Here is a 22,124-nt window from a genome sequence, read left to right on the forward strand (position 1 = left end):
CCTTTCAGTCAGCGGGGTTGGGCCCAGTCTAGGCCCGCCAGCAGGGAACGGGCTGTTCGACGTTGTTCGATGTAGTGGCTCGTGCAACGTCCCGGACCGCCCCGCGTATTCCGCCGGTGAGCCGCGCCACAGGTTCTCCGCAGATCCCGCTCGAGACCTCCGCTGAACCCGGGCCGCTGCCGTTCAGGACGCCAGGGCCGGCGGCAGGCCTTCGCTCTTCGGAGTCCAGTAGTCAGCCTCGGCCCAGACGATGTAGCGGTCGGTGATGCCGAAGATGGGATCGCACGTGGTCAGGGTGAGGTAGCGGCCCTGAGTGGCCCCCTCGAACGGCGGGATGGGATCCAGCACCTCGGACTGGTGCGGCTTGACGATGTCCTGGGCCACCACCGTGTAGACGAGCCAGTGGTCCGCGGACTCGACCACGATCTCGTGGCCTTCCTCCAGGTGGTGGACCTCGCGCAGGGGCTTGCCATGGGTGGTCCGGTGCCCGGCGAGTCCGGCGTTGCCCATGGCGCCGATCGGCTGGGTGGCGTCATAGTGGCCCACCTGGCCGGAGTCCAGGACGTCCGCGCCGTCGCCGGAACCGATCGGGACCTCGAAGTCCTCCCCCCAGCTGGGCACGTGCAGCAGGCCCAGGGTGCCCTCGCCCTCGACCACCGGGAAGTCGTCCCGGTACTCCGCGCCGATCCCGTCATCCACCGGGGTCTGCTCGGCGCGCCACTGCGTGGCGACCTCGGTTCGGTCCGACTCGGCGATGACGTCCGTGATGAACAGCTTGCCCAACATAGAGAGGACCCCGCGCCGCGCCTTCGTGCGCCGTTTCGCTCGCCGGGATTCCCGACGCGCGGACCGACCGTCACGCTCGGTGCCCGCCTCGCGCTCGGTGCCGGGCCGGCGTCGTGGGCGGCGTCCGTTTCCGTGCCCGTTCCGGCCCCGCGGACCCTCGCCCGAGGGCGGCCGGTCAAGGGTGCTGGTCATGCCTCGAGGGTACCCTCGACGCGCGGCGGCGCCATCCGGGCGAACCCGAAACCGCATCAGACCCGCACCGCCGAGTCACGGGTCACAGTGACGTCATCTGACGAAACACCGATGCAACATTGTGGTAAACGAGCGCTACTCTTCATCGGTGACTTCCTCCACCACCGCACCCACTCCCACCCCTGTCCGGCGCCTGCCCGGCTGGATGACCAACTTCGGCGTGCAGATCCTCGCTGCCCTGGTCCTTGGCCTGATCCTCGGCCTCACCGCCCGTTCCACCGGGCACACGGCGGACACCCCGAACGGCCTCGGCACCACCCTGGAGGTGCTCGGCTCCAGCTACATCTCCCTGCTGCGCGCCGCCGTCGTGCCGCTGGTGTTCTTCGCCGTGGTCGCCTCCATCGCCAACCTGGCCAAGGTGACCAACGCTGCCCGGCTGGCCGCCAAGACGTTGCTCTGGTTTGCCATCACCTCGCTGATCGCCGTGGTCATCGGCATCATCCTCGGGGCCGTCATGCAGCCGGGCGTCGGCACCGGACAGACCGCTCCGCCGGACTATGAGGGCAAGACCGGCAGCTGGTGGGCCTTCCTGCAGGGGCTGATCCCGTCCAACTTCCTGGGACTCTCGGCCAGCACCACCGCCGGTGAGGACGGCTCGATGTCCACCTCCGTCAGCTTCAACGTGCTGCAGGTGCTGGTCATCTCGATCGCCGTGGGCGTGGCCGCCCTGAAGCTCGGCGAGAAGGCCAAGCCGTTCCTGGACTTCTCCGCCTCGATGCTGGAGGTCATCCAGAAGGTGCTGTGGTGGATCATCCGCATCGCCCCGATCGGCACCGTCGGTCTGATCGGCAATGCCGTGGCCTCCTACGGCTGGGACACCATGGGCACGCTGGCCAAGTTCGTGGCCGCCATCTACGTGGGCCTGGCGATCGTGCTGCTCGTCGTCTACCCGCTGCTCGCCAAGTTCCACGGCCTGTCCATCCGCCAGTACTTCACGGGCATGTGGCCGGCCTTCCAGATGGGCTTCGTCTCCCGGTCCTCCATCGGCACCCTGCCGGTGACCCAGCGCGTCGCCGAGCGGAACTTCGGCGTCCCCCGCGGCTACGCCTCCTTCGCCGTCCCCCTCGGCGCCACCACCAAGATGGACGGCTGCGCCGCGATCTACCCGGCCATCGCCGCGATGTTCGTGGCCCAGTTCTTCGGCATCGACCTGGCCTGGAGCGACTACCTGCTGATCATCCTCGTCTCCGTCCTGGGCTCCGCGGCCACCGCGGGCACCACCGGCGGCGTCGTGATGCTCACCCTCACCCTCTCCACGCTGGGACTGCCGCTGGCCGGCGTCGGGCTCCTGCTCGCCGTGGACCCGATCGTGGACATGGGCCGCACCGGCGTCAACGTGGTGGGCCAGGCCCTGGTGCCCACACTGGTGTCCAAGCAGGAGGGCATTCTGGATGAGGACAAGTACAACGCCTCCCGCTCCGGCAGCAACCTGCTCGCCGATGATGAGGCCCCGCTCGAGACCAATGACGACGGCGGCGCCGGCACCGGTGCCGAACGCGAGAGCGAGTCGTCCCGCGCCTGATCACCCGGACCGGACAGCCCGCCTCATCCCTCGGGCTGTTCGGTCCGCGAGGCGATGCATCAACGGCCGGCCACGGGTTGCTCGAACTGCTGGGAGACCAGCCGTCGATACGTCTCGTGGTCCTGCATCAGGTCGCCGTGACGACCCGTTCCGGTAACTCGACCGTCCTCCAGGACCAGAATCTGGGCCGCTCCCACCACGGTGGACAACCGGTGAGCGATCATGACCACCTGCATGCTCCGGGCGAGCGAGGCGATGACGGTGGAGATACGCGCCTCGGAATCTGAGTCCAGGTGGGCCGTGGCCTCATCCAGCAACAGCACCTCCGGTTGGCGTAACAGGGCGCGGGCCAAGGCCAGCCGCTGACGTTGACCACCGGAGAGTCCTGATCCCTCCTCCCCCAGGACATGGTCCAATCCTTGAGGAAGGCTACGGACGGTGTCATCGAGCCCCACGGCGCCCAGCACGTCCCAGGCTGCCGCACGGGAGGTTCCGGGGGCGCCCAGCGTGAGGTTCTCCCACACGGAACCACGCGTCAGACTGCCGTCCTGGCTGACGAAGCCGATCCTGGCCCGCAGGTCCTCCAACGCAAGGGAGCGGATGTCCTCACCCTTCCAGTACACGGTCCCCTCATCGGCGTCATAAAAACGCTCCAGCAACTTGAAGACCGTGGACTTGCCGGCACCGGAGGGCCCGACGATGGCCGACAGGCCCCGGACCGGCAACATGAGGTCGAGGCCACGCAGAGCGGGCTCCTCACGCCCTGCGTAGGTCAGTCCGACGCCGTCGAACCGCACCAGTTCACCGGCCGGCGCGACGGTGACGGAGTCCGCTGGTTCCGCTGCCGCCAGGGCGACCGGTGACCGTACAAGATGCTCCCCCCGGGGACTCTCGTCACGGAAGCCCTCAGCCTCGATCTGGTTCAGCTCACCCACCCGGTCCAACGCCGCCCGTCCCTGCTGGAACTGTGAGACGGACATCAGGGCCACCACGAGCGGCGAGACGAGGTACAGCACGTAGAGGATGAACGCCACTAGGGCGTCCATGGACATCAGTCCCTGGCCCGCGCGGGCGGCCCCCACGATGATGACCAATGCCAGGGCCAGCTGGGTTCCGACGTTCATGGCCGGAGTCAGCAGGGCGGCGATCCGGGCAACCTTCAATCCCGAGCCGCGAGCTCGGGTGGCCTGTGCCGTCGAGCGGTCCAGCTCGTCGCCTTCAGCCTGGAGTGCCTTGATGGTCTCCACATTGGACAATTGGGAGAGCACAACCGAGCCGAAGTCCGAATTGTGCTGGCGGTTCTCCACCGCGGACCGCCGAATGGCCTTCACCAGTCCCACGCAGGCGATGGACGTCACGGCCACCGTCGCCACGCTCAGGAGAGCCAGCCAGAGGTCCAGGACAAACATCAGGGCCAGGCAACCGACCACGGACAGCACGGACGTGGCCAATTGGGAGACCGATGAAGACAGTGCCACACGGGCCAGCGATGTGTCAGCGGAGACCCGGGTGAAGAGGTCGCCGCGGTCCCTGGACGCCAGGGCGGGAATCTTGGCCCGCAGGATGCGCCGCATCACCAGGACCCTGAGATCAAGGACGATGTTCTCGCCGGCGCGGGCCACGAGGTAACCTCCCACGGCACCGCAGATCACGTCCGCAGTGAACAGCACCACCAAGGTGGTGATCTCGGCGGCGGCAGATTCACCGCCGACCAGTGCGCTGATCAGGGCGGCCACCAATAATGGCTGGACCAGCATGGCAATGGTGCCCACCAGCGACAGCAGGATGCCGGCACTGAGCAGGCCCCCCTGCTGGGCCGCGAGGAAGCGGAGCCTCACCCTTCGGACTTACTAGTCGCGGTACGTGATGCGAACGCGACGGACACTCCGGCGATGATGGCGATCACGACCGCTGGGATGATGTCCATGAACTGCGCCAGGACCACTGCCGAGACGATCCCCATCAGTCCACCGACCACGAGGTCATTCCATTTCACTGTGCTTCCCCTTCCAACGGCGCCGTCTCCGTCGGACGGCGATAGCTTCTGATGTACAGGGCCGATTGGCCTCCATAGGGGTCCCCCAGCCACGTGGAGAAGAGCAGCTCAGGAATCAACCCGGCCTCCAGCGCCAACCCGTCCATGACGTCCAACGGAGTCAAGAGCGACTGCTCAACCCCGGTGTGGAGACTGCCGTCCCGCTCGATCCAGACCTGACGACACCGCCAGGTCTCATGTCCGGACTCATCCGGCGTGACCTGTGAGTATGTGGTCAGCCACCCGCCCTGCGCCTCGAGGGGAACAGTGGCCACGGAGGGGTTCTCCCCTCCCATGAGGGCGTGGACCTGGACGGGGTTGCCGGTCTCGACGACGAAGATCCCCCCGGGGGCCAGCGCGTGGGCCACGCGGTGCATCGCACGCCGCTGCTCGGCACGGCTGCGGACCATCGACATCGTCTGGCAGACCGCGAAGATCATGCCGTAGCGGCGGCCCGGCAGCTCGTGGACGAAGTTCCCGTGCATGGCCTGGACGGGTTCACCGTTCCGGTTCTCCTCCAGAACGGACAGCATCTCCACCGAGGAGTCCACGGCATCGACGGGACCGATGCGCCGTGCCAGCGGTAAGGCAATGCGCCCCGTTCCGACTCCGAGCTCCAAGGTTCCCTGGGCGATGTCCGGATGGATCCTGGCCAGACCTTCCGCAGTGATTTCCGCGGACTCGTCATGCCGGAAGATCCGGTCATAGAACGGGGCGAACTCACGGCCGTAGCCCGTGTCCTCGACGCCATCACGATTCAGCACCTCGGCCCCCGGATGCGTGGCGGTCATGGATGCATCGGTCATATGTTCCTCCTCGTCGGCGGATACGCCCGCGGGGCACAGGATCTCCCCACCTCCCCGCGGATCGTCCCGGCTCAATAGCTGTACTGGGACTCCGCTGCATCGAACGGCTCGGTCATCGAGATGAAGACGGGGCGCGGATCCTCCGATTCGTCATAGCCCGATGACTCCACGATGGCGAACTGGAAGTCGCTCACCTCGACGGACGGGTGGTCCTCGCGAATCTGGCGGCGGATGAACTCCGTCATCAGCTGGTACTCGGGATAGGCGCTGACGTGCCCGCTGCTGGGTTCGGCGACCCTGGTCATGAGGCTGCTGCAGATGTCGAAGACAGCCTTTCCCGTCCGGCGGCTTGCGAACCAGATCGCATGGCGTAGTTGACGGGGGACGACGAGATCGACTTCCTGCCACAGGAGCGTGTCCCCCTGAGCCGTCCGCACCCGGTAGGTGTAGTGGTAGTCCTTGGTGGCCGGATAGGGGGCGAAGAACTTCCAGTTCGGTATCGATGAGAAGACGTCCCAACGGCCCCGTGGGCGGTTGAAATTGGCATGCGGATGCTGGGCCGTCAACGTCAGAAGCGTCGCACCGGCCACCGCCAGGCGGGGCAGCAGCCCCTCGTCCCGGATACTCCTGCGGACGGGCTCCATCAGACCGTGCATCACCTTCATGACGCCACCACCTCTGTCATCTTCTGTGCCCGCATGAAGGCCACAAGATGGCCGACGACCTTCTCGGCAACCTTGCTGTCGCTGAGCATCGAGTCATGGTTGGCGTGCGGGAGGATCCGGTACTGACGATCCTGACGAGTCTCGATCTCGCTGCCCGGCACCAGTTCCTCATACAGCGCCCCCTGCTCGGGAAAGCTGTTCAGCGTGTCATCGGCGGCTATGAGAAGTGCCGGGACGTCGGGAACCTCGAGGGGGCCCGTGAAGGCCAGCATTTCCTCATACACCGCGTTCCATTCACGCAACGCCGCCTCCCAGAGCCGGGAATCCGAGTAGTGCGCCATATGACGCTCCTGATAGTTGTGGGGGAAGGAGTCGACCCATTGCGGCCGCTTCATCAGGAAGCCGGTACCCCACTTCAGATAGCGGACCATCTGCCCCAGCGAGTCCGTCATCTTCTCGGCGCCCTCACGTTGCTGCTCCGAACGGTTGAGTTCAGCGGGGTGGGTCGGGTCCAGGTAGACGACGGCCTGAACCTTGGAGGGGCCCAGCCGCAAGGCCAGGCGTCGGACGAGTTCTCCGCCCAACGAGTGCCCGAGCAGCACCACCTTCTGATCCGGGGCCACCGTCTCGGCCACCAGATCCTCCAGGTCGTCGAGTGCCTCGTCCAAGGTGAACTCTTCCGTCGCATGGCGCAGGCTGGCCGCATAGCCGGGGCGGCTGGCCATCACCACCCGCTTGCCGTGGTTGTACGCCAGGCTCTCGGTGATCCAAGCGAAATGCTCTGCTGTGGCAGCCATGGCCGGGGTGAACAGGTACACCGGCTCGGAAGCATCCCCTCGGGGCCCGCCCCATTCATACCGATACTCGTTGGTCCGCCGGGTGGTCATCGAGAGCGTGTGCGGCCAACCCTCCATCACGATCTTCCGCCGGTTGGCCTTCACCAGCCAGGCGTGGACGCAGACCCCGACGGCGCCCAGGCCCAAGAGCGGCAGCACGGAGTCATCCCTATCCCGCCCCGCCGGGTGGTCCTTGGGCATCGTGACATAGGCCAGTGCCGGGTACATCGCAGGGAACGCCAGCAGGAAGCGGCCCAATCCCATCAGGACAGCGTTGACGGCATGGAAGCCCACGCCGGTGAGCAGGAACGACTTCGTCAACCGTCCACGCGTCAGGAACACCAGGGGGAACAGTGCTTCGAAGGCCAGCGCGGCCTGGGTTACAGTCCGGGCGAGCTTGGGAGACCTCTGGGTCCAGCGGAAGAAGGGTTGGGAGCCGTACGTCTTGGTGCGCATGATCCCGGAGAGCGCGCTTCCGTCTCGCCACAGCGGGCCCGCCATCTTGACCCATCCGGACAAGCCGTAGGCCATGCCGGTCTGGAGCGCGAGGCCCCAGAGGAACGTGTCCTTCGACCGCGGGGACCTGGAGAGCCGCGCCAGGCCATTGAAGGTCTGGACGAGGGTGCCCACCTGGTCGGAACCATCCGTGCCGAATCGATGCCGGGGTGTCAGGAGGGCATACGACGCCGAGTTGTAGAGACCGAGCACTCCACGAACGGTGGACCAGGAGGCGGGCAGGACCAGGAGTCCAGCGCTGGCCGCAAGCCGCCCAGCATGGAGGCCCAAGGACACCTGCTTCCCGCTGAGTCTCGAAACCACGGAGCGCAGGACTCGGTTATCGATCTCACGGGCCTTCTTGATGCTGTCCCAATCGTTGAGGCCACCGGGGTCCATGTGCCGGTGTTGGACCAGATACTCCAGCGAGGAGATCGTGGTGGCCACCGAAACGATCCTCTCGGAGACCACCATTGCCTGCTCCCTCCCCAGGCTGACGGGACGGAAGACCGATCTCAGCGCGTCGGAAAACTTCACCTATTCTGCTTTCTACGTGTACAGATTCGTCAGAGAAGAGCTCGGTGCGCACCGGAGGGCTCCGGCGCGCACCGAGACTTACCAAGGCATGGTGCGTGGACCGACTAGCTGTCCCCGGTCACGGTGTAGGCGGCAATTCCCGCCGCGACAACGGCGCCACCGGCGGCCGCACCCTTGGCGAACGCCGCACCGAAGGCCACCAGGCCAGGCGTGGCGAGGACCGGATTGATCCGCGCTGCGGAACTCGGAGCCACCGCCCCGTAAGCCAAGTCGTAGGAGGCCTTCTCATTCATCACTTCGGTTACGGTCTTCATGAATCGGGACCCTCTCGCAGATCAGTTCAGTGTGAAAGTGGTGGATTCAGTCGCCGTTGGCCACGGTGAACAGTGCGGCAGCGGCACCGACGACGGCCCCGAAGCCAGCCACACCGCCGGCCACCTTCCAGCACGTGGCCACCGCCACGGGAGCCGCGGCAGCAGGGGTACCCAGCACCGGTGCACCTGCGGTCGACATGGAACCGCCCTCGAAATTGATCTCCTGGGCATTCATAAACTCGGCTACAGCAGTCATTGTCACTGATATCCTGTTCTCTTCTCTGGGTGCCACCTGATCCGAAGATCTACTTTTCGGGCGCGACAAAATGGGAGAGAAACCGATATTTAGAAGAGCCCCCTCCTCAAAAAACCGCTACGCCTCAAGGTGAATCAACCAACGGAATCATCTGTCATGGCGTGAACAATCGAACGGTAACAATGATCCGGCGGCCGGATCAACCACGTCGGGAGAGAACTACTCAAGAATGAACAAAAGTACAGGGGTGGAGTAGGACGAAAGTACAGCATCCTCCAGGGTCCACCGTCGCTAGGGTAGAGGCCATGGTCACCCAGTACCCCGCCCCGAACCTGATGTGATGCCGCCGAACGCCGAACGTGGAATCCCCTCACTCCGACGGGCCATCGCCCGGTGGCAGACATGGTGGGTACGGCTCTTCATCCTCATGGTGGTGGTGATGTCCGCCGCCCCGGTTCCCCGCCCGTGGGCCGCCGCCTGCATGCTGATTCCCCTGCTGCTGTTCTGCGTGCGCCCACCGGCACAACGACGGGACCCCGTCACGGTGCACGTACCAGTGCGCGGCCGGTGGATCTCCTTCAACAGCCCCGGGTCCCGGGTCCCCAGCCACCGGGTGCGTGCCCACGGCCAGATGTACGCCGTGGACCTCATCCAGGACACCCAGGACACCGCAGAAGGGGCCATGGAAGAGGCCACGGGCCAAGCCCCCTCCCTGGGTTGGTCCCTCCGTGGGAGCACACCGGAGGAATACCCGAGCTACGGGGCGCCGGTCTTCGCCATGGCCTCCGGGACGGTGGTCCACGTGACTGATCACCTGCGGGACCACCGGGCGCGCGATTCGTGGCCCACCCTGATCTGGATGATGACCCTCGAGGGATTCCTCCGCGTCCTCGGAGGGGTCCGGAGCATCTTGGGAAACCGGGTCATCATCCGGCATGACGACGGCCGCTATGCCGCCTATGTGCACCTCCGCCGGGATTCAGCGACCGTGCGCCCCGGCGACCGTGTGGACACCGGTCAACAGCTCGGGCAGGTCGGCAACACCGGCAACACCTCCGAACCACACCTCCACGTCCAGCTCATGGACCGGCCTCGTCCCGAGTCCGCAGCGGGCCTTCCCATGCGCTGGTCGGGAGTGGATATCGACACCGAGCGGCTGAGCCAGCGCTGGGCCACCGGTTACGCCAAGCCCAGCGCAGTGCCGGATTTCCCGGCCAATGGTCAGATCTTCCAAGCCATCGCCCCGCAGGATCAGCGCGTTCACTGACGCCTCCTGACGCCCGTACCGGCGATCGCCCTGGTCCGGCGACGGATGTTGGACCGCTCAGACGATCCACCACGCAGGCACCGGGCACAGCAGACGTTGCACAACACCAGCGCTGACAACGCAGAGGGGCCCCGGCATGCACGCTGCATGCCGGGGCCCCTCTGCGTTGGACCTCAGTGGGACTCGAGGTTACTTCGCGTCCTCGTCAGCCACCTTGTCCGCCACCAGGGTCTCGGTGGTCAGCACCAGCGCGGCGATGGACGCGGCGTTGAGCAGAGCGGAGCGGGTGACCTTGACCGGGTCGATGACGCCCTGGGCCAGCAGGTCGCCGTACTCGCCGGTCTTGGCGTTGAAGCCGAAGTTCGGCTCCAGCTCAGCGACTCGCGAGGTGACGACGTAGCCGTCTTCGCCGGCGTTCTGGGCGATCCAGCGCAGCGGCTCGACCAGGGCCTTGCGGACGATGCCGACGCCGGAGACGGCGTCACCGGACAGGGCCTTGATGGCCTCGTCCTCGTCCAGGGCGGTCAGGGCGTTGATCAGCGCGGTACCGCCGCCGGCCACGATGCCCTCTTCGAGAGCCGCACGCGTGGAGGACACGGCGTCCTCGATGCGGTGCTTGGCTTCCTTCAGCTCGACCTCGGTGGCGGCGCCGACCTTGATGACGCCCACACCGCCGGCCAGCTTGGCCAGGCGCTCCTGCAGCTTCTCGCGGTCCCAGTCCGAATCGGTGTTCTCGATCTCGGAGCGGATCTGCGAGACGCGGCCGGCCACCTCATCGGCGGAGCCTGCGCCCTCGACGATGGTGGTGTTGTCCTTGGTGACGGTCACGCGGCGGGCAGAACCGAGCACCTCGAGGCCGACCTGGTCCAGCTTCATGCCGAGGTCCGGGGAGACGACCTGCGCACCGGTGAGGGTGGCGATGTCCTGCATCATGGCCTTGCGGCGGTCACCGAAGCCCGGAGCCTTGACGGCCACGACGTTCAGGGTGCCGCGGATCTTGTTGACCACCAGCGTGGACAGGGCCTCGCCCTCGACGTCCTCGGCGATGATGAACAGCGGCTTGTTGGCCTGCAGGACCTTCTCCAGCAGCGGCAGGAACTCCTGCACGTTGGAGATCTTGCCGGAGTTCAGCAGGATGTAGGGGTTCTCCAGGACGGCTTCCTGGCGCTCCGCGTCGGTCACCATGTACGGGGACAGGTAGCCCTTGTCGAACTGCATGCCCTCGGTGATGACCAGCTCGGTGGAGGTGGTCGAGGACTCCTCGATGGTGATGACGCCGTCCGTGCCCACGGTGTCGAAGGCGCGGGCCAGCAGCTCGCCGATCTCGTCCGACTGGGCGGAGATGGCGGCCACGGCGGCCACCTGGTTGCCGGAGACATCCACGGCGTTCTCGCCCAGACGCTTGTCGATGGCCTGCACGGCGGTCTCGATGCCGCGCTTGATCTCGTTCGGGGCGGCACCAGCAGCCACCTGGCGCATGCCCTCGTTCACGAGGGCCTGGGCCAGCACGGTGGCGGTGGTGGTGCCGTCGCCGGCCACGTCGTTGGTCTTGGTGGCCACTTCCTTGGCCAGCTGGGCGCCCATGTTCTCGTACGGGTCGTCCAGCTCGATGTCACGGGCAATCGTCACGCCATCGTTGGTGATGGTCGGGGCGCCCCAGGACTTGTCGAGGACCACGTTGCGGCCCTTGGGGCCCAGGGTGACCTTGACCGTGTCGGCCAACTTGTCGATACCGGCCTGGAGGGCGCGTCGCGCCTCATCGTTGAAGGCAAGCTGCTTCGCCATGAACGAAGCTCCTTTCGTAAAGGAAATCTGCGAATTCCAATGAAAACTGCGGGGAAAAGCTCAAGGTGCGCGGCCGGCGTCGTGCGCTGGTTCGATTCAGAACCGCCACTGACGACGGCGGCGCGGGACGCCCGCAGGCCCGGCCGGCTCAGGTGCCTGGCCGGGCCTGGGCGCGTCAGCCGGACGCTCGGGTCCGGCGCAGAGTCACTTGGTGACGATGGCCAGCACGTCGCGGGCGGAGAGCACGAGGTACTCCTCGCCGCCGACCTTGACCTCGGTGCCGCCGTACTTGGAGTACAGGACCACGTCGCCCTCGGCCACGTCGACCGGGATGCGGTTGCCCTTGTCATCGATGCGGCCGGCGCCGACGGCCACGACCTGGCCCTCCTGCGGCTTCTCCTTGGCGGTGTCCGGGATCACCAGGCCAGAAGCGGTGGTCTGCTCGGCTTCCAGCGGACGGACAACAATACGATCCTCAAGGGGCTTGATAGAGACAGACACGTCTGTACTCTCCTTCTTTTGGGTGGGCCACCCGAGCGTGCGGGCAGCCAGCGTCTATGGATGGTGTTGTGCGCCGGAGGCTGGCCAACCGTCGTCGCGGGTGCCGGATGGCAGGTCCTTCAGGCTTAGCACCCGGTGCCCCGGAGTGCCAGAAATGACTCTAGGCCGGGTTTAGCACTCGGTCAAGGTGAGTGCCAGAACGTGTCATGCGTGGTTCAGGCGTTCCGGCGGGCCCGGAAGATCCCGACGGCGGCCACGCAGAGTCCCGCGAACGCGGCACCGAGCGCGATCAGCGGCCCGGCGAGGGGAACCCAGACCACGTCCCGGCGGATGGCATCCGCCGCCTCGGAATCGGAGAGCATGTCCCCGCCGCCGAGCGTGAAGGTGCCGGCCACGAAGACCTGGGCGATCACCGTGATGATGAGCAGGAGTGCCGCCACCACCCCGACGCCCATCGAGGTGTAAAGCAGAACCTTGCACCAGAGCGGGGCCGAGGCGGCCTGCTGCGAGGCACGCGAGTTGCGGCCGACGTCCCGCCGAGGGGCACCCGCGGTGCCGGGCGATGAGTCCGCAGTTCCGGCGTCGTGCTCTCCATTGGCGCTGGGATCAAGCTGTTCGTCCTCGAAACGGCCGAAGAAGTCAAAGCCGGACTCGCCGCCCCCGCCCTGATCCGGATCCAGATGGTCCCGGTGGCGGCGCGTGGATTCGGGCAACGGCGGGCGCAGAACGGGACGGTCAGGCATGGTTCCAGCCTACCGGTGGGCCTGCGGCGGCGGGTGGACATGTGGAACGCCGGGTGGGATCGCCGGGCGGGGCCTGCCGGTACCGTGGATCCGTGGCTTCCTCCTCGCATGACTCTCACTCCGCCCACTCCGCCCACGCTGCTCCGGGCGGTCCGGCTCGCACCTCCGCTACGGACTCCACGCAGGACGACACGGTGCTCATGCCCGTGCTGACGCCGGAGGGGTGGGCGTTGCTGAACTCGCTGGAGGGATACCGGGAGTCCGAGGCTTTGGCCCTGTCCACTCGCCTGCGGGGCGAGGGGCATGCACCGGAGCTGGTGTCCGCCGTGCTGACCCAGCTGAAGTTCCGTTCGAAGGCCGCTGCCAAGTTCGGGCCGTTCGCCGGGCACATGGTCTTCACGCGGGCCGGCCTGGAGCAGGCCACGCGGATGAACGTGGCCGCGTTGCATGCCGGGCGTTTCGCGGCCGCCGGGGTGGCATCCGTGGCCGACCTGGGCTGCGGGATCGGCGCCGATTCCATGGCCCTGGCTGCACTGGACCTGGAGGTCACCGCCGTGGAGCGGGACGAAACCGTGGCCGCCGCCGCGACGATCAACCTCATGCCGTTCCCGAATGCGTCCGTGGTCTGCGCCGACGCCGAGGAGTGGCTGGGGGCGTTGGACGGGTCCGGTGGGGCGAACCCCGACACCAGCGGCACCAGCGCACGGCCCAGCGCACGACTCGAGGGGTTCTGGCTCGACCCGGCCCGGCGCGTGGTGTCCTCGTCCGGCTCCTCCCGGGTCTTCGACCCCGAGGCCTTCTCACCTCCCCTGTCCTTCGTGGAACGGCTGGCCGATACCGGGGCACCCGTGGGCGTGAAGCTCGGGCCGGCGTTGCCGCACGCTTCCGTGCCGGCTGGTTGCGAGGCACAGTGGGTGTCCGTGGACGGGTCCCTGACCGAGGCGGTGCTGTGGTTCAACGCGCTGGCCCGCCCGGGAGTCCGCCGGTCGGCGCTCGTCTTGGGTGGCGGCTCTGCGGCGACCGGTGGTGGTGGTGAGTCGGCAGCGGGGGGCGCGGGGCCGGCGTCGGGCGCTGAGGGAGGCAGGTCGCCGGCTGAACTGTCCTCCGCCGAGAACTTCGGCGACTCCCCCGCAGTACCTGTAGCCGGGCTCGAGGGACTGACGGACTACCTCTACGAGCCCGATCCCGCCGTGATCCGGGCCGGCCTCGTCGCAGACCTGATCGAGCGCGAGTTCACTGCCGTGGGTGGGCGGTTGCTGGACGAGCACATCGCGTACTTCTGCGCGGATGATGCCGTGGACACTCCCTTCGCTACGGGTTACCGGGTCCTGGAGGTCATGCCGTACAAGGTCAAGGGCCTGCGGCGCTGGGTCAAGGAGACCGGGGTGGGGCGGCTGGACATCAAGAAACGCGGCGTGGATGTCACGCCCGAGGAGCTCCGCCGCCTGCTCATGACCGGCCAGGGCAAGGGCGGTAAGGGCGGTAAGGGTGGTAAGGCCACGGGCGGGGCTGGCAAGGGCGCGGGCCGCCACGCCACCTTGGTGCTGACGCGTATCGGTGAGGAGCGGGTGGCCGTCGAGGTCGAGCCCCTGCCCCGTTGAACCCCACCATCGATCCCCTAACCACCGCTGCCCCCAACCGTTGAGTCTGGACGGATTCACCGAAATCGCGCCCTGGAGGTGATTCCTTCCAGACTCAAGCGGACGATCACGGGTCGTCAGGCCGGGCCCCCGCCCCCGCGGACCGAATCTCAGACGATGCCGAGCGCCCGACGGGCCTCGCCGAGGAAGGTCCGCCACTGGTGGGACTCCAGGTCGCGGCTGGTCAGCCTCAGCACGACCCACCCATCCTGATGCATGGTCCGGTCCCTTCCGATGTCCCGGTGCCATTGGTCCTTGTCCGCGCGGTGGTGGTCGCCCTCGTACTGGATGCAGACCTTGAGATCGATCCAAGCGAGGTCCGGCCGGATCGTCTTCCCCGTGGACATCCGCAGGACGGGGTTGATGGCCGGTTCAGGCAGGCCCGCCTCCAGCAGCCGCGTCCTGACGAGGCTCTCCGGCCGTGAATCATGATGGGCGCGCAGGAGCTCTACTGCCTCACGGCACCGCACGATCCCCTTGACCTTGGGCCGGACCGCGATGGTCGCCTTGATTTCCTCCACGCTGCTCAGCGGATGAAGACCGGGCTCCCGTTGACCGGCGGGGCCGTTGCCCCGCTGCAACAGGCTGTCCCCGGCTGCCACGAGATCCTCGAAGGACATCCTGGTGCCGGCAAGGTCGACCCACGTCCACGCCGGCGAGGTCACCCGCACCCCCACACGGTCGAGGATCTTCGCATGGGGTGGTAGCTGGTGCCCCTTGATCCCCTGACGCCAGGGAGGCCCGCCGTCCGTACGCCGCTTCGACAGATGGACCGGCGAGAATCCCGTGTTGCCCCAGGGCATCCACATCCCCCAGAGTGCGGCCGCCGTCTCGTGGGAGAACGCCCCCTCCGGGTGGATACCCTGGAGCAGTTTCAGGTAATGCGGCGAATCGGCCGGGGAGCCGACGTGGCGCCAGATCGACTGGCTGACGGCGAGAAGCCCAGGAGTGTGGAGGGCACGCCAGGGTAGAGACTGCTCCTGGAGGATCCAGGACGAGAAATACGGTCCGGTCAACGCCGCGTGGAGTGGGTTCTGTGGTTCGTCCATGCCCCAAGGGTCGAACAGGCCGCGGTGCTCAGGCCGCTATCCCACCGCCGTGTGTGGACAGAACAGTCCGATCAGGGACCTGTGGAGTGATCCGGCGACACCGGGCCCGCCCCCACCCCGCGTTGAGTCTGGAGGGATTCACGGAAAACGGCCACATTCAGGTGAATCCCTCCAGACTCAACATCAGGGGGCGCTTAGTAATACACGGCCAGGCGGCTCTCGGGGCCCTGGATCACCTTCACGGGGGTGGAGAAGACCCGCGTCAGCACCTCGTCGGTGACGATCTGCTCGGGCGTGCCGAACTCGGTGACCTTGCCGTCGTTCATGGCGAGGATCCAGTCGGCGTAGCGGGAGGCGAAGTTGATGTCATGCAGCACGATCACCACGGTGCGCCCGAGTTCGTCAGCAGCTCGGCGCAGCTGCTTCATCATCTGGACGGAGTGCTGCATGTCCAGATTGTTCAGTGGCTCGTCCAACAGCACGTAGTCGGTGTTCTGCGCCAGCACCATGGCCACGTAGGCGCGCTGCCGCTGGCCGCCAGAGAGCTGATCGAGGTACCGGTTCTCCAACGCCCCGAGGTTCAGGAAGTCAATGGCCTCAGAGATGTACTTCTCGTCCTCCGCCGTCAGCCGGCCCTTGGAATAGGGGAACCGCCCGAAGCCCACCAGCTGCCGCACGGTCAGCCGGGTCACGAAGTGGTTCTCCTGGCGCAGGATGGACAGGATCTTGGCCACGGCCTTGGACGGGGCGTTGACGATGTCCTGCCCGGCCACCTGGATCTGCCCGGCATCCACCTTGAGCAGGCGCCCGATCATGGTGAGGATGGTGGACTTTCCGGCACCGTTGGGGCCGACCAGTGCGGTGATGCCGCCCTGGGGCAAATCCACGGTGACGGGCCCGATCTGGGTCTCGTCCCCGTAGCTCTTCTGAACGCCGTCGAGTGTGATCACAGTCGACCCTTTCGCATGATGACAATGAGGAACACGAGGCCGCCGACCAGCTCGATGATGATGGTCACGGCACCTTCCGCGTAGAAGATGTTCCGGAGGACAAAGTAGGCCACGGACAGGATCGTGTAGCCGATCAGCACGGCCACAGGCAGGATGAGCCGGTGATCGTAGGTGTCCGTGAACTGGTAGGCGAGCGTCGCCACGAGGAAGCCGAGGAACGTCATCGGCCCCACGAGGGAGGTGGTCATGGCCATGAGGATGGCCACCAGGGTCAGCACGATCATGGTCTCGCGCTTGTGGTTCAGCCCCAGATTGTTGGTGGCGTCCTGGCCCAGCGACATCACGTTCAGCCGCCGCGCCCGAATGAACAGCACGGAGGCACACACCACCACGATCGGGATGGCGTACGGCAGGTACTCGGTCTGGGCGTTGGAGATGTTGCCGAACAGCCGAGCCGTCAGTACGTCGAACTCATTGGGGTCCAGCACACGCTGCATGAACGTGGACAGCGCGCCCAGCCCACCGCCGAGCACCACACCCACGAGCAGCATGATGTGCATGTTGCCGAAGCGCCCGGACAGCAGCCACGAGTACAGCAGTACGGCGAAGACCACCATGAGCCCGGCCTGCAGGAAGAACTGCGGCAGCCCGACCACCATGGTCACGCCGGCCACCCCGAAGAGGAACACGGCAGCAGTCTGCACCAGCGTGTACAGGGACTCGAAGCCCATGATCGAGGGGGTGATGATGCGGTTGTTCGTGGCGGTCTGGAAGCTCACCGTCGCCACGGCCTGGCACACGGCGACCACCAGCATCACCACGATCGACTCCACGCGCAGCTTCGCGATGATCCAGAATCCTTCGGATCCGAGCGGCATGGGGTTGTCCCACGCGAGGTTCCCGTAGGTCGCCAGCGCCGCGAGCACCAGCAGCCCGCCCACGAGCCAGAGATAGCGTCGGCGGTGCTTGGGCTCCCCGAACGGCCCGGACTGGCGCAGGGGCCGGCTTCGCTGCGCTGGTTTCTGGGGCCCGACGCCGGCCGTCGCCTCAGACGGCACGGCACCCTGCGCGTCGGCCGGGTCAGCCCTCGGCCCAGTGGCCGGTGCGGTGGACGAGCCGGTATCCGGTGCGGTCAGGATCCGACCGTCGGAAGAGGTGGTCTCAGACATGCTGGCGCCTCCTGACGAGCAGACCGATGAAGACGACGGCGCCCACCACCCCGAGGATCAGGGAGACGGGGACCTCGAAAGGCATGATGACCACGCGGCCGATGATGTCGCACACCGTGACCACCCAGATGCCCACGAGGCAGACCCAGGGCAGGTTGGTGCGCAGGTTGTCACCGCGGAACATGGAGACCACGTTGGGCACGATCAGCCCGAGGAAGGGCAGGGCGCCGATCACCACGGTGACCACGCCGGTGACGATCGCGATCATGGAGACGCCGGTCAGCAGCACCATGTTGTAGTTCAGGCCGACGTTGGTGGCGATGTCCTTGCCGAGGCCGGCCACGGTGAACCGGTCGGCCAGGAGGAAGATGAGGATGCCGACGGCCAGCACGATGAAGAGCAGCTCATACCGGCCACGCACCACCCCGGTGAAGGAGCCGGCGAACCAGATGCCCAGCTGCTGGAGCATGTCCGTCTGCAGGGCGAGGTAGGTGGAGACGGCCCCGACCACGGCGCCGAGCATGATGCCGATGATGGGCACGATCAGCGAGGACTTCAGCGTCACCCGCTGCAGGAAGAGGAAGAAGACCATGGTGCCGATGAAGGCGAAGAGGATCGAGCCGAGCATGCGGTCGAAGATCGTGGCGCTGGGGACCACCAGCATGGTGACGAGCAGCCCGAGGCCGGCCCACTCGGTGGTGCCCGTGGTGGTCGGTTCCACGAAGCGGTTCTGGGTCATCAGCTGCATGACGAGCCCGGCCATGGCCATGGCCGCGCCGGCGAGCACCAGGGCGATGGTCCGCGGGACGCGGGTGATGAAGAACATCTCCCAGCCGCCCTCGGCAGTGGCGATGTCGTAGACGCCGACGAACAGCGAGGCCACGATCAGGCCCAGGGTCAGGACCACCCCGATGAGTAGCGGCCCCGCGGTGCGCCACGGGTGGCGACCGGGTCCGCTGGCCTCCGGGGGCAGGCCGTCGTGGCCTCCCGGGTGGACGGTCTGGTAGTCGGCGCCCAACGGGGCCGTCTGGGCCTCCGGGTTCCGGTGTTCGTAAGGTGCTGTCACTGGTGTCCCTGTCGGGGTCGGCCGGAGGTGGCGTTCCCTCGTCCTGCCGCGGCGGTCGGATGGCCCCTCGGCGTTTCACGGCTCAGCCCGGATGCGCTGGGCGGGCGGTTGAGCCCGCCCGTCACATCCGGGCCGAATGGTGTTGACTCCCTCGCTGACGTGGCCGTTTCCGTGCCACGCCCGGAAGGGTCAGGCGCCGAAGGCCTCGGCGAGGTCGTTGAGGAAGGTGGTGTAGTTCTGGATGTCCTCGTGCACGTAGAAGTCCTCCGGCAGGTAGACGATGTTGCCTTCCTTGACCGCAGTGACGTCCTGCAGGGCCTCCGAGCCCTCGATGAGCTCGGCGGCCGGCTGGGTGCCCTCGTCGGAGGAGGTGGCGGCGTCCCGGTCCATGACCAGGAGCCAGTCCGGGTTGGCTTCGGCGATGGCCTCCACGGAGATGTCATCCCCCTGGTGGTTGGTGGAGCCTTCGCGCTCCAGCGCCGGGGTCAGCTCGAGCATGTCGAACACCGGGCCGATGGCGCGGCCGGTGGACGGGGCGGCGTAGGAGAGGTCGCCGCCGGTGGCGATGAGCCCGACGACGGTCTGCTCGGCATCGTAGGCGCCCTTGGCCTCTTCGATGGCCGCGTCGAAGTCGGCGACCAGGGCCTCGGCCTCGGCCTGCTGGGCGAAGATGTCACCCAGCAGGGTGGTCTGGCGGCGCAGCTCGCCCTCCAGCGGCTCACCCTCCACCACGTTGGTATCGAGGAAGGCGGCGTCACCGATCAACGGCTTGATCGCCTCGGTCTGGCCGGAGAAGCGCTGGCCGTTGAGGACCAGGTCCGGCTCGGCCTCGACGAAGCCCTCCAGGTTGGGCTCGCGGTGGCTGCCCAGGTCGATGATCGAGTCATCGGACGGGTAGTCCACGGTGCCCTCGTTCATCAGGCCCAGCGGGGCGGCGGACAGTTCCACGCCCCAGTCCTCGAGGGTGCGGAAGATGCGGTTGTCCGTGGCGATGATCGAATCGGCGGACTCGATGGTCACCTGGTTGCCGGCCATGTCCTCGATCTCCAGCGGGAAGGACTGCGCTTCAGCGCTGGTGCCGGCCGAACTCGAGGCGCTCGAGGAGGCGGAGGCCGAGCTGTCGGTGGTCCCGGCTTCAGAACCGCCACCGCAGGCGGTGAGGGCGAGGGCGGCAGTGGTCACCAGGGCGGCCAGGCCGAGGCGTCGATTCGTGATCTGCATGCGAGTGGAACTCCTTGGGAAGTGCAGGGCTGCGAGCGCAGGCGTGGCGGGGACATCCTCGTCTCCGGCCTCCTGCATTGGTAAGCCTAACCTTAGGTGATTAGGTCACGCACTTCGTCGCTTATTGCGGCTACATGTCGAGAAGTGATGCAGATCTCTCTCATCAGTCGGTCCGGTCTAGCTCAGCATCCGGTCCCGGAAGGCCAGCCCCCCACCTCGACGGGCAGCGCCCCGGGAGCCTCGGCCTCGCCGGTCAAGACGGCCACCAAGGCCTCGAAGGCACCGGGGGTGCGGCCGTACAACGCGACCTTCGCGCCGCCGTCGGGCACCGAGGACTGGGCCAGGCCGAACGGTGCGTCCAGGGCGACCACCACGTCCCCCTGCGCGGACCCGCGAGCGGTGCCGACGAGGGTCACCACGGGGCCGGCGCCCACCGTGAGTCCGGCGGTCTCAGCGGCCTCGGCCAGCCGGGCACGGTCGATCTCGTTGCCGCCGGTGATCTGCAGGGAGTCCTCCACCAGCGGTGCGCCGCAGACGCCGTCCACCACGGTGATGGCCGCCGCGGACAGGTCCCGGGAGACCTGCTCCGGCTCGGTCCCTGTCCCGTTTTCAGTGCCGTCTTCTGTCCCGCCTTCTGTCCCGCTTTCTGTCCCGTACATGTTCCCGACGCCGGCTTGCTCCTTCTCCTCGTCCGTCGCCTCCTCGAGTTCCTGGGCCAGGTGATCCCGCCACATCAGCATGGTCACCACCCGTTCGGCGGCCTCGTCCAGGCGCACGGCCGGGACCTCGCCCGCGTCCACCGCCTCCACCAGGGCGTCCCGGGCCCCCGGCAGGTCGGAGGGCATCAGCAGCAGGTCGGCGCCGGCCTCCAGCGCCCGGACCGGGGCCTCGTTCGCGCCGTAGCGCTCCACGAGGGCGCCCATGTTCAGCGCGTCGGTCACCACCACGCCGTCATACGGCTCAGCGTCCGACCGAGTGCCGTCAGCCGCGCCAACCTCCGCCCCATCCGCCTCGTCGTCCGAGGCATCGTCCGCCGCGCCATCCGCTGCACCGTCCGCCGCGCCGTCCGAGGCAGAAGCGGGTACCGCGAGTCCGCGCAGCGCCTCATAGGCGGGAGCGGACACCGAGGACGGGACATCCGGCTCCAGCTCGGGCACGATGACGTGCCCCATCATCACCATCGGAATGTATTGTTCCCCGCTGGCCAGCAGGTCGCGGAATGGCAGCCAGTCGCGGGCGTCCAGATCTGCCACGGAGGCGTCCTGCACCGGGGCGGTCACGTGGGAGTCGTCCGTGACGGAGCCATGGCCCGGGAAGTGCTTCGGCGCGGGCAGCACTCCGGCGTGCAGCAGCCCCGCGGTGGCCGCGGCACCGAGGGTGGACACGGTCTCCGGGTCGGAGGAGAACGACCGGGCGCTGATGGCCGGATCGTCCGCGCCGATCGTCACGTCCACGCTGGGCGCGAAGTCCAGGGTGAAACCCAGCTCCGCCAGCTGGGCGCCCATCAGGGCATGTCCGTCGGTGGCGAGCTGGGCTGCGGCGTCCTCGCCCTCGCCGACGGCACCGCTCTCGCCCTCGCCCTCGCCACCGCCGGCACCCTCAGCACCCGCCATCCCGGCGGCCGCGGCGCCGTAGCTCATCGGCGTGGGCCACTCCACCAGTGGCTCCTTGATCCGGGCCACGAGGCCGCCCTCCTGGTCCACGCTGATGATCCCGGTCCAGTCCCGGTTCGCACTCAACGCCTCCTGGGTCTCGGCCAGTTGCGTCTGCAGGGACTCCACATCGTGGGTGCCATCCGCGGCCGCCGGGACGGCGTCTCCCATCACGATGATCCCGCCCAGGTTCAGCTCCTCGATCGAGGCCGGATCGGTCCCCGCCGCCCCGAGCTGGCCGACCAGGACTTGCCCGGCCTTCTCAGCGGTGTCCATTCCGGCGACGGCGTCAGCCGCAGCCTCCTCCAGGTCCGCAGACGGGCCGTTCAAGGCCAGCTCCAGGTCGCTCGGTTCGGGTTCGCTCGCTCCCCCGGCACCCCCGGTGCCGTTCGCCCCGGAGCCGGGGGCCGGCGTCGTGCCCTCTCCGCTGCCGTCCGGCCCGGGGGGTGTGGTGCAGGACGTGAGCGTCAGGGCGGCGGCCAGGACAGCGGTCAGGACAGCCGTGGGGGCAACGGCGGACTGGCGCGGGCGGGATGAGGTCTTCACCTGACCATCGTAGGGATTCCTGCCCGGCCCT

Annotated in this window: 20 protein-coding genes; 3 read left to right on the forward strand and 17 right to left on the reverse strand. The window is 67.5% G+C overall.

Annotation, left to right across the window (positions count from 1 at the left end):
* Positions 1-183: 183 nt before the first annotated feature.
* Positions 184-978: a class E sortase gene (locus C8E99_RS07470; protein ID WP_170144551.1), complete on the reverse strand. Its 795-nt coding sequence runs from the start codon at positions 976-978 to the stop codon at positions 184-186.
* Between the two features lie 205 nt (positions 979-1,183).
* Between C8E99_RS07470 and C8E99_RS07475 the strand changes: the two genes are divergently transcribed.
* Positions 1,184-2,560, forward strand: coding sequence for a dicarboxylate/amino acid:cation symporter (locus C8E99_RS07475; RefSeq protein ID WP_115933309.1), 1,377 nt, complete (start codon positions 1,184-1,186; stop codon positions 2,558-2,560).
* A 59-nt stretch (positions 2,561-2,619) separates the two neighbouring features.
* Here C8E99_RS07475 and C8E99_RS07480 read toward each other — a convergent pair whose 3' ends face one another.
* The 7 genes from C8E99_RS07480 to C8E99_RS07505 all read right to left on the reverse strand — a co-directional run bounded on the left by C8E99_RS07480 (position 2,620) and on the right by C8E99_RS07505 (position 8,504).
* Positions 2,620-4,398 carry an ABC transporter ATP-binding protein gene (locus C8E99_RS07480; RefSeq protein WP_115931758.1) on the reverse strand — a complete coding sequence of 593 codons (1,779 nt, stop codon included), beginning with the start codon at positions 4,396-4,398 and terminating at the stop codon, positions 2,620-2,622.
* Entirely contained in the window at positions 4,395-4,556 is a 162-nt protein-coding gene (locus C8E99_RS15870; protein WP_170144552.1) for a hypothetical protein, read from the reverse strand. The genes C8E99_RS07480 and C8E99_RS15870 overlap by 4 nt, the downstream gene beginning before the upstream one ends.
* Positions 4,553-5,401, reverse strand: a complete 849-nt coding sequence (locus tag C8E99_RS07485; RefSeq protein ID WP_115931759.1) for a class I SAM-dependent DNA methyltransferase — start codon at positions 5,399-5,401, stop codon at positions 4,553-4,555. Before C8E99_RS07485 ends, C8E99_RS15870 begins: the two co-directional genes overlap by 4 nt.
* A 71-nt stretch (positions 5,402-5,472) precedes the next feature.
* Positions 5,473-6,066, reverse strand: a complete 594-nt coding sequence (locus C8E99_RS07490) for a hypothetical protein (protein WP_115931760.1) — start codon at positions 6,064-6,066, stop codon at positions 5,473-5,475.
* Positions 6,063-7,934, reverse strand: a complete 1,872-nt coding sequence (locus C8E99_RS07495) for an alpha/beta fold hydrolase (protein WP_147301194.1) — start codon at positions 7,932-7,934, stop codon at positions 6,063-6,065. Before C8E99_RS07495 ends, C8E99_RS07490 begins: the two co-directional genes overlap by 4 nt.
* A 104-nt stretch (positions 7,935-8,038) precedes the next feature.
* Positions 8,039-8,248, reverse strand: coding sequence for a hypothetical protein (locus C8E99_RS07500; RefSeq protein ID WP_147301195.1), 210 nt, complete (start codon positions 8,246-8,248; stop codon positions 8,039-8,041).
* A gap of 46 nt (positions 8,249-8,294) precedes the next feature.
* Positions 8,295-8,504 carry a hypothetical protein gene (locus tag C8E99_RS07505; protein WP_115931763.1) on the reverse strand — a complete coding sequence of 70 codons (210 nt, stop codon included), beginning with the start codon at positions 8,502-8,504 and terminating at the stop codon, positions 8,295-8,297.
* 340 nt (positions 8,505-8,844) lie between these two features.
* On the opposite strand from C8E99_RS07505, the gene C8E99_RS07510 reads away from it, so the two are divergent.
* Positions 8,845-9,771, forward strand: a complete 927-nt coding sequence (locus tag C8E99_RS07510) for a M23 family metallopeptidase (protein ID WP_115931764.1) — start codon at positions 8,845-8,847, stop codon at positions 9,769-9,771.
* A 189-nt stretch (positions 9,772-9,960) separates the two neighbouring features.
* On the opposite strand, the gene groL is transcribed toward C8E99_RS07510, so the two are convergent.
* From groL to C8E99_RS07525, 3 genes are all read right to left on the reverse strand, one after another.
* On the reverse strand, positions 9,961-11,556 hold the full coding sequence (groL, locus tag C8E99_RS07515) for a chaperonin GroEL (RefSeq protein WP_115931765.1): 1,596 nt from the start codon (positions 11,554-11,556) through the stop codon (positions 9,961-9,963).
* Between the two features lie 204 nt (positions 11,557-11,760).
* Positions 11,761-12,057 (reverse strand): co-chaperone GroES, encoded by a 297-nt coding sequence (groES, locus tag C8E99_RS07520; protein ID WP_115931766.1) that lies wholly within the window; start codon positions 12,055-12,057, stop codon positions 11,761-11,763.
* A gap of 215 nt (positions 12,058-12,272) precedes the next feature.
* Positions 12,273-12,800, reverse strand: coding sequence for a hypothetical protein (locus C8E99_RS07525; RefSeq protein WP_115931767.1), 528 nt, complete (start codon positions 12,798-12,800; stop codon positions 12,273-12,275).
* Positions 12,801-13,000: 200 nt separating this feature from the next.
* Here C8E99_RS07525 and C8E99_RS07530 point away from each other — a divergent pair, with 200 nt between their 5' ends.
* Positions 13,001-14,401: a THUMP-like domain-containing protein gene (locus tag C8E99_RS07530; RefSeq protein ID WP_115933310.1), complete on the forward strand. Its 1,401-nt coding sequence runs from the start codon at positions 13,001-13,003 to the stop codon at positions 14,399-14,401.
* A gap of 149 nt (positions 14,402-14,550) precedes the next feature.
* Here the strand turns inward: C8E99_RS07530 and C8E99_RS07535 are convergent, their stop codons facing one another.
* From C8E99_RS07535 to C8E99_RS07560, 6 genes are all read right to left on the reverse strand, one after another.
* A complete protein-coding gene (locus C8E99_RS07535) occupies positions 14,551-15,489 on the reverse strand; it encodes a hypothetical protein (RefSeq protein WP_147301196.1) in 939 nt (312 codons plus the stop codon).
* A 194-nt stretch (positions 15,490-15,683) separates the two neighbouring features.
* Positions 15,684-16,439, reverse strand: coding sequence for an iron ABC transporter ATP-binding protein (locus tag C8E99_RS07540; RefSeq protein ID WP_115931769.1), 756 nt, complete (start codon positions 16,437-16,439; stop codon positions 15,684-15,686).
* Positions 16,436-17,608 carry an iron chelate uptake ABC transporter family permease subunit gene (locus C8E99_RS07545; protein WP_211308999.1) on the reverse strand — a complete coding sequence of 391 codons (1,173 nt, stop codon included), beginning with the start codon at positions 17,606-17,608 and terminating at the stop codon, positions 16,436-16,438. The genes C8E99_RS07540 and C8E99_RS07545 overlap by 4 nt, the downstream gene beginning before the upstream one ends.
* The gene (locus C8E99_RS07550) at positions 17,601-18,581 is read right to left on the reverse strand and encodes an ABC transporter permease (protein WP_245952455.1); all 981 of its coding nucleotides are present in this window, start codon (positions 18,579-18,581) and stop codon (positions 17,601-17,603) included. Before C8E99_RS07550 ends, C8E99_RS07545 begins: the two co-directional genes overlap by 8 nt.
* Positions 18,582-18,863: 282 nt before the next feature.
* Complete coding sequence (locus C8E99_RS07555; protein ID WP_115931770.1) at positions 18,864-19,895, reverse strand: siderophore ABC transporter substrate-binding protein; 1,032 nt, start codon at positions 19,893-19,895, stop codon at positions 18,864-18,866.
* Between the two features lie 182 nt (positions 19,896-20,077).
* Positions 20,078-22,093, reverse strand: coding sequence for a glycoside hydrolase family 3 N-terminal domain-containing protein (locus C8E99_RS07560; protein WP_245952158.1), 2,016 nt, complete (start codon positions 22,091-22,093; stop codon positions 20,078-20,080).
* Between the last annotated feature and the right edge of the window lie 31 nt (positions 22,094-22,124).

The sequence above is a fragment of the Citricoccus muralis genome (assembly GCF_003386075.1).
Taxonomy (GTDB): domain Bacteria; phylum Actinomycetota; class Actinomycetes; order Actinomycetales; family Micrococcaceae; genus Citricoccus; species Citricoccus muralis.

Coding starts and splice junctions, on each gene's coding strand:
- C8E99_RS07510 (WP_115931764.1), top strand. CDS start 8,845: ATGCCGCCGAACGCCGAACGTGGAATCCCCTCACTCCGACGGGCCATC.
- C8E99_RS07485 (WP_115931759.1), bottom strand. CDS start 5,401: ATGACCGATGCATCCATGACCGCCACGCATCCGGGGGCCGAGGTGCTG.
- C8E99_RS07525 (WP_115931767.1), bottom strand. CDS start 12,800: ATGCCTGACCGTCCCGTTCTGCGCCCGCCGTTGCCCGAATCCACGCGC.
- C8E99_RS07475 (WP_115933309.1), top strand. CDS start 1,184: ATGACCAACTTCGGCGTGCAGATCCTCGCTGCCCTGGTCCTTGGCCTG.
- C8E99_RS07500 (WP_147301195.1), bottom strand. CDS start 8,248: ATGAAGACCGTAACCGAAGTGATGAATGAGAAGGCCTCCTACGACTTG.
- C8E99_RS07555 (WP_115931770.1), bottom strand. CDS start 19,895: ATGCAGATCACGAATCGACGCCTCGGCCTGGCCGCCCTGGTGACCACT.
- C8E99_RS07535 (WP_147301196.1), bottom strand. CDS start 15,489: ATGGACGAACCACAGAACCCACTCCACGCGGCGTTGACCGGACCGTAT.
- C8E99_RS07545 (WP_211308999.1), bottom strand. CDS start 17,608: ATGTCTGAGACCACCTCTTCCGACGGTCGGATCCTGACCGCACCGGAT.
- C8E99_RS07505 (WP_115931763.1), bottom strand. CDS start 8,504: ATGACTGCTGTAGCCGAGTTTATGAATGCCCAGGAGATCAATTTCGAG.
- C8E99_RS07490 (WP_115931760.1), bottom strand. CDS start 6,066: ATGAAGGTGATGCACGGTCTGATGGAGCCCGTCCGCAGGAGTATCCGG.
- C8E99_RS07530 (WP_115933310.1), top strand. CDS start 13,001: ATGCCCGTGCTGACGCCGGAGGGGTGGGCGTTGCTGAACTCGCTGGAG.
- groL (WP_115931765.1), bottom strand. CDS start 11,556: ATGGCGAAGCAGCTTGCCTTCAACGATGAGGCGCGACGCGCCCTCCAG.
- C8E99_RS07470 (WP_170144551.1), bottom strand. CDS start 978: ATGACCAGCACCCTTGACCGGCCGCCCTCGGGCGAGGGTCCGCGGGGC.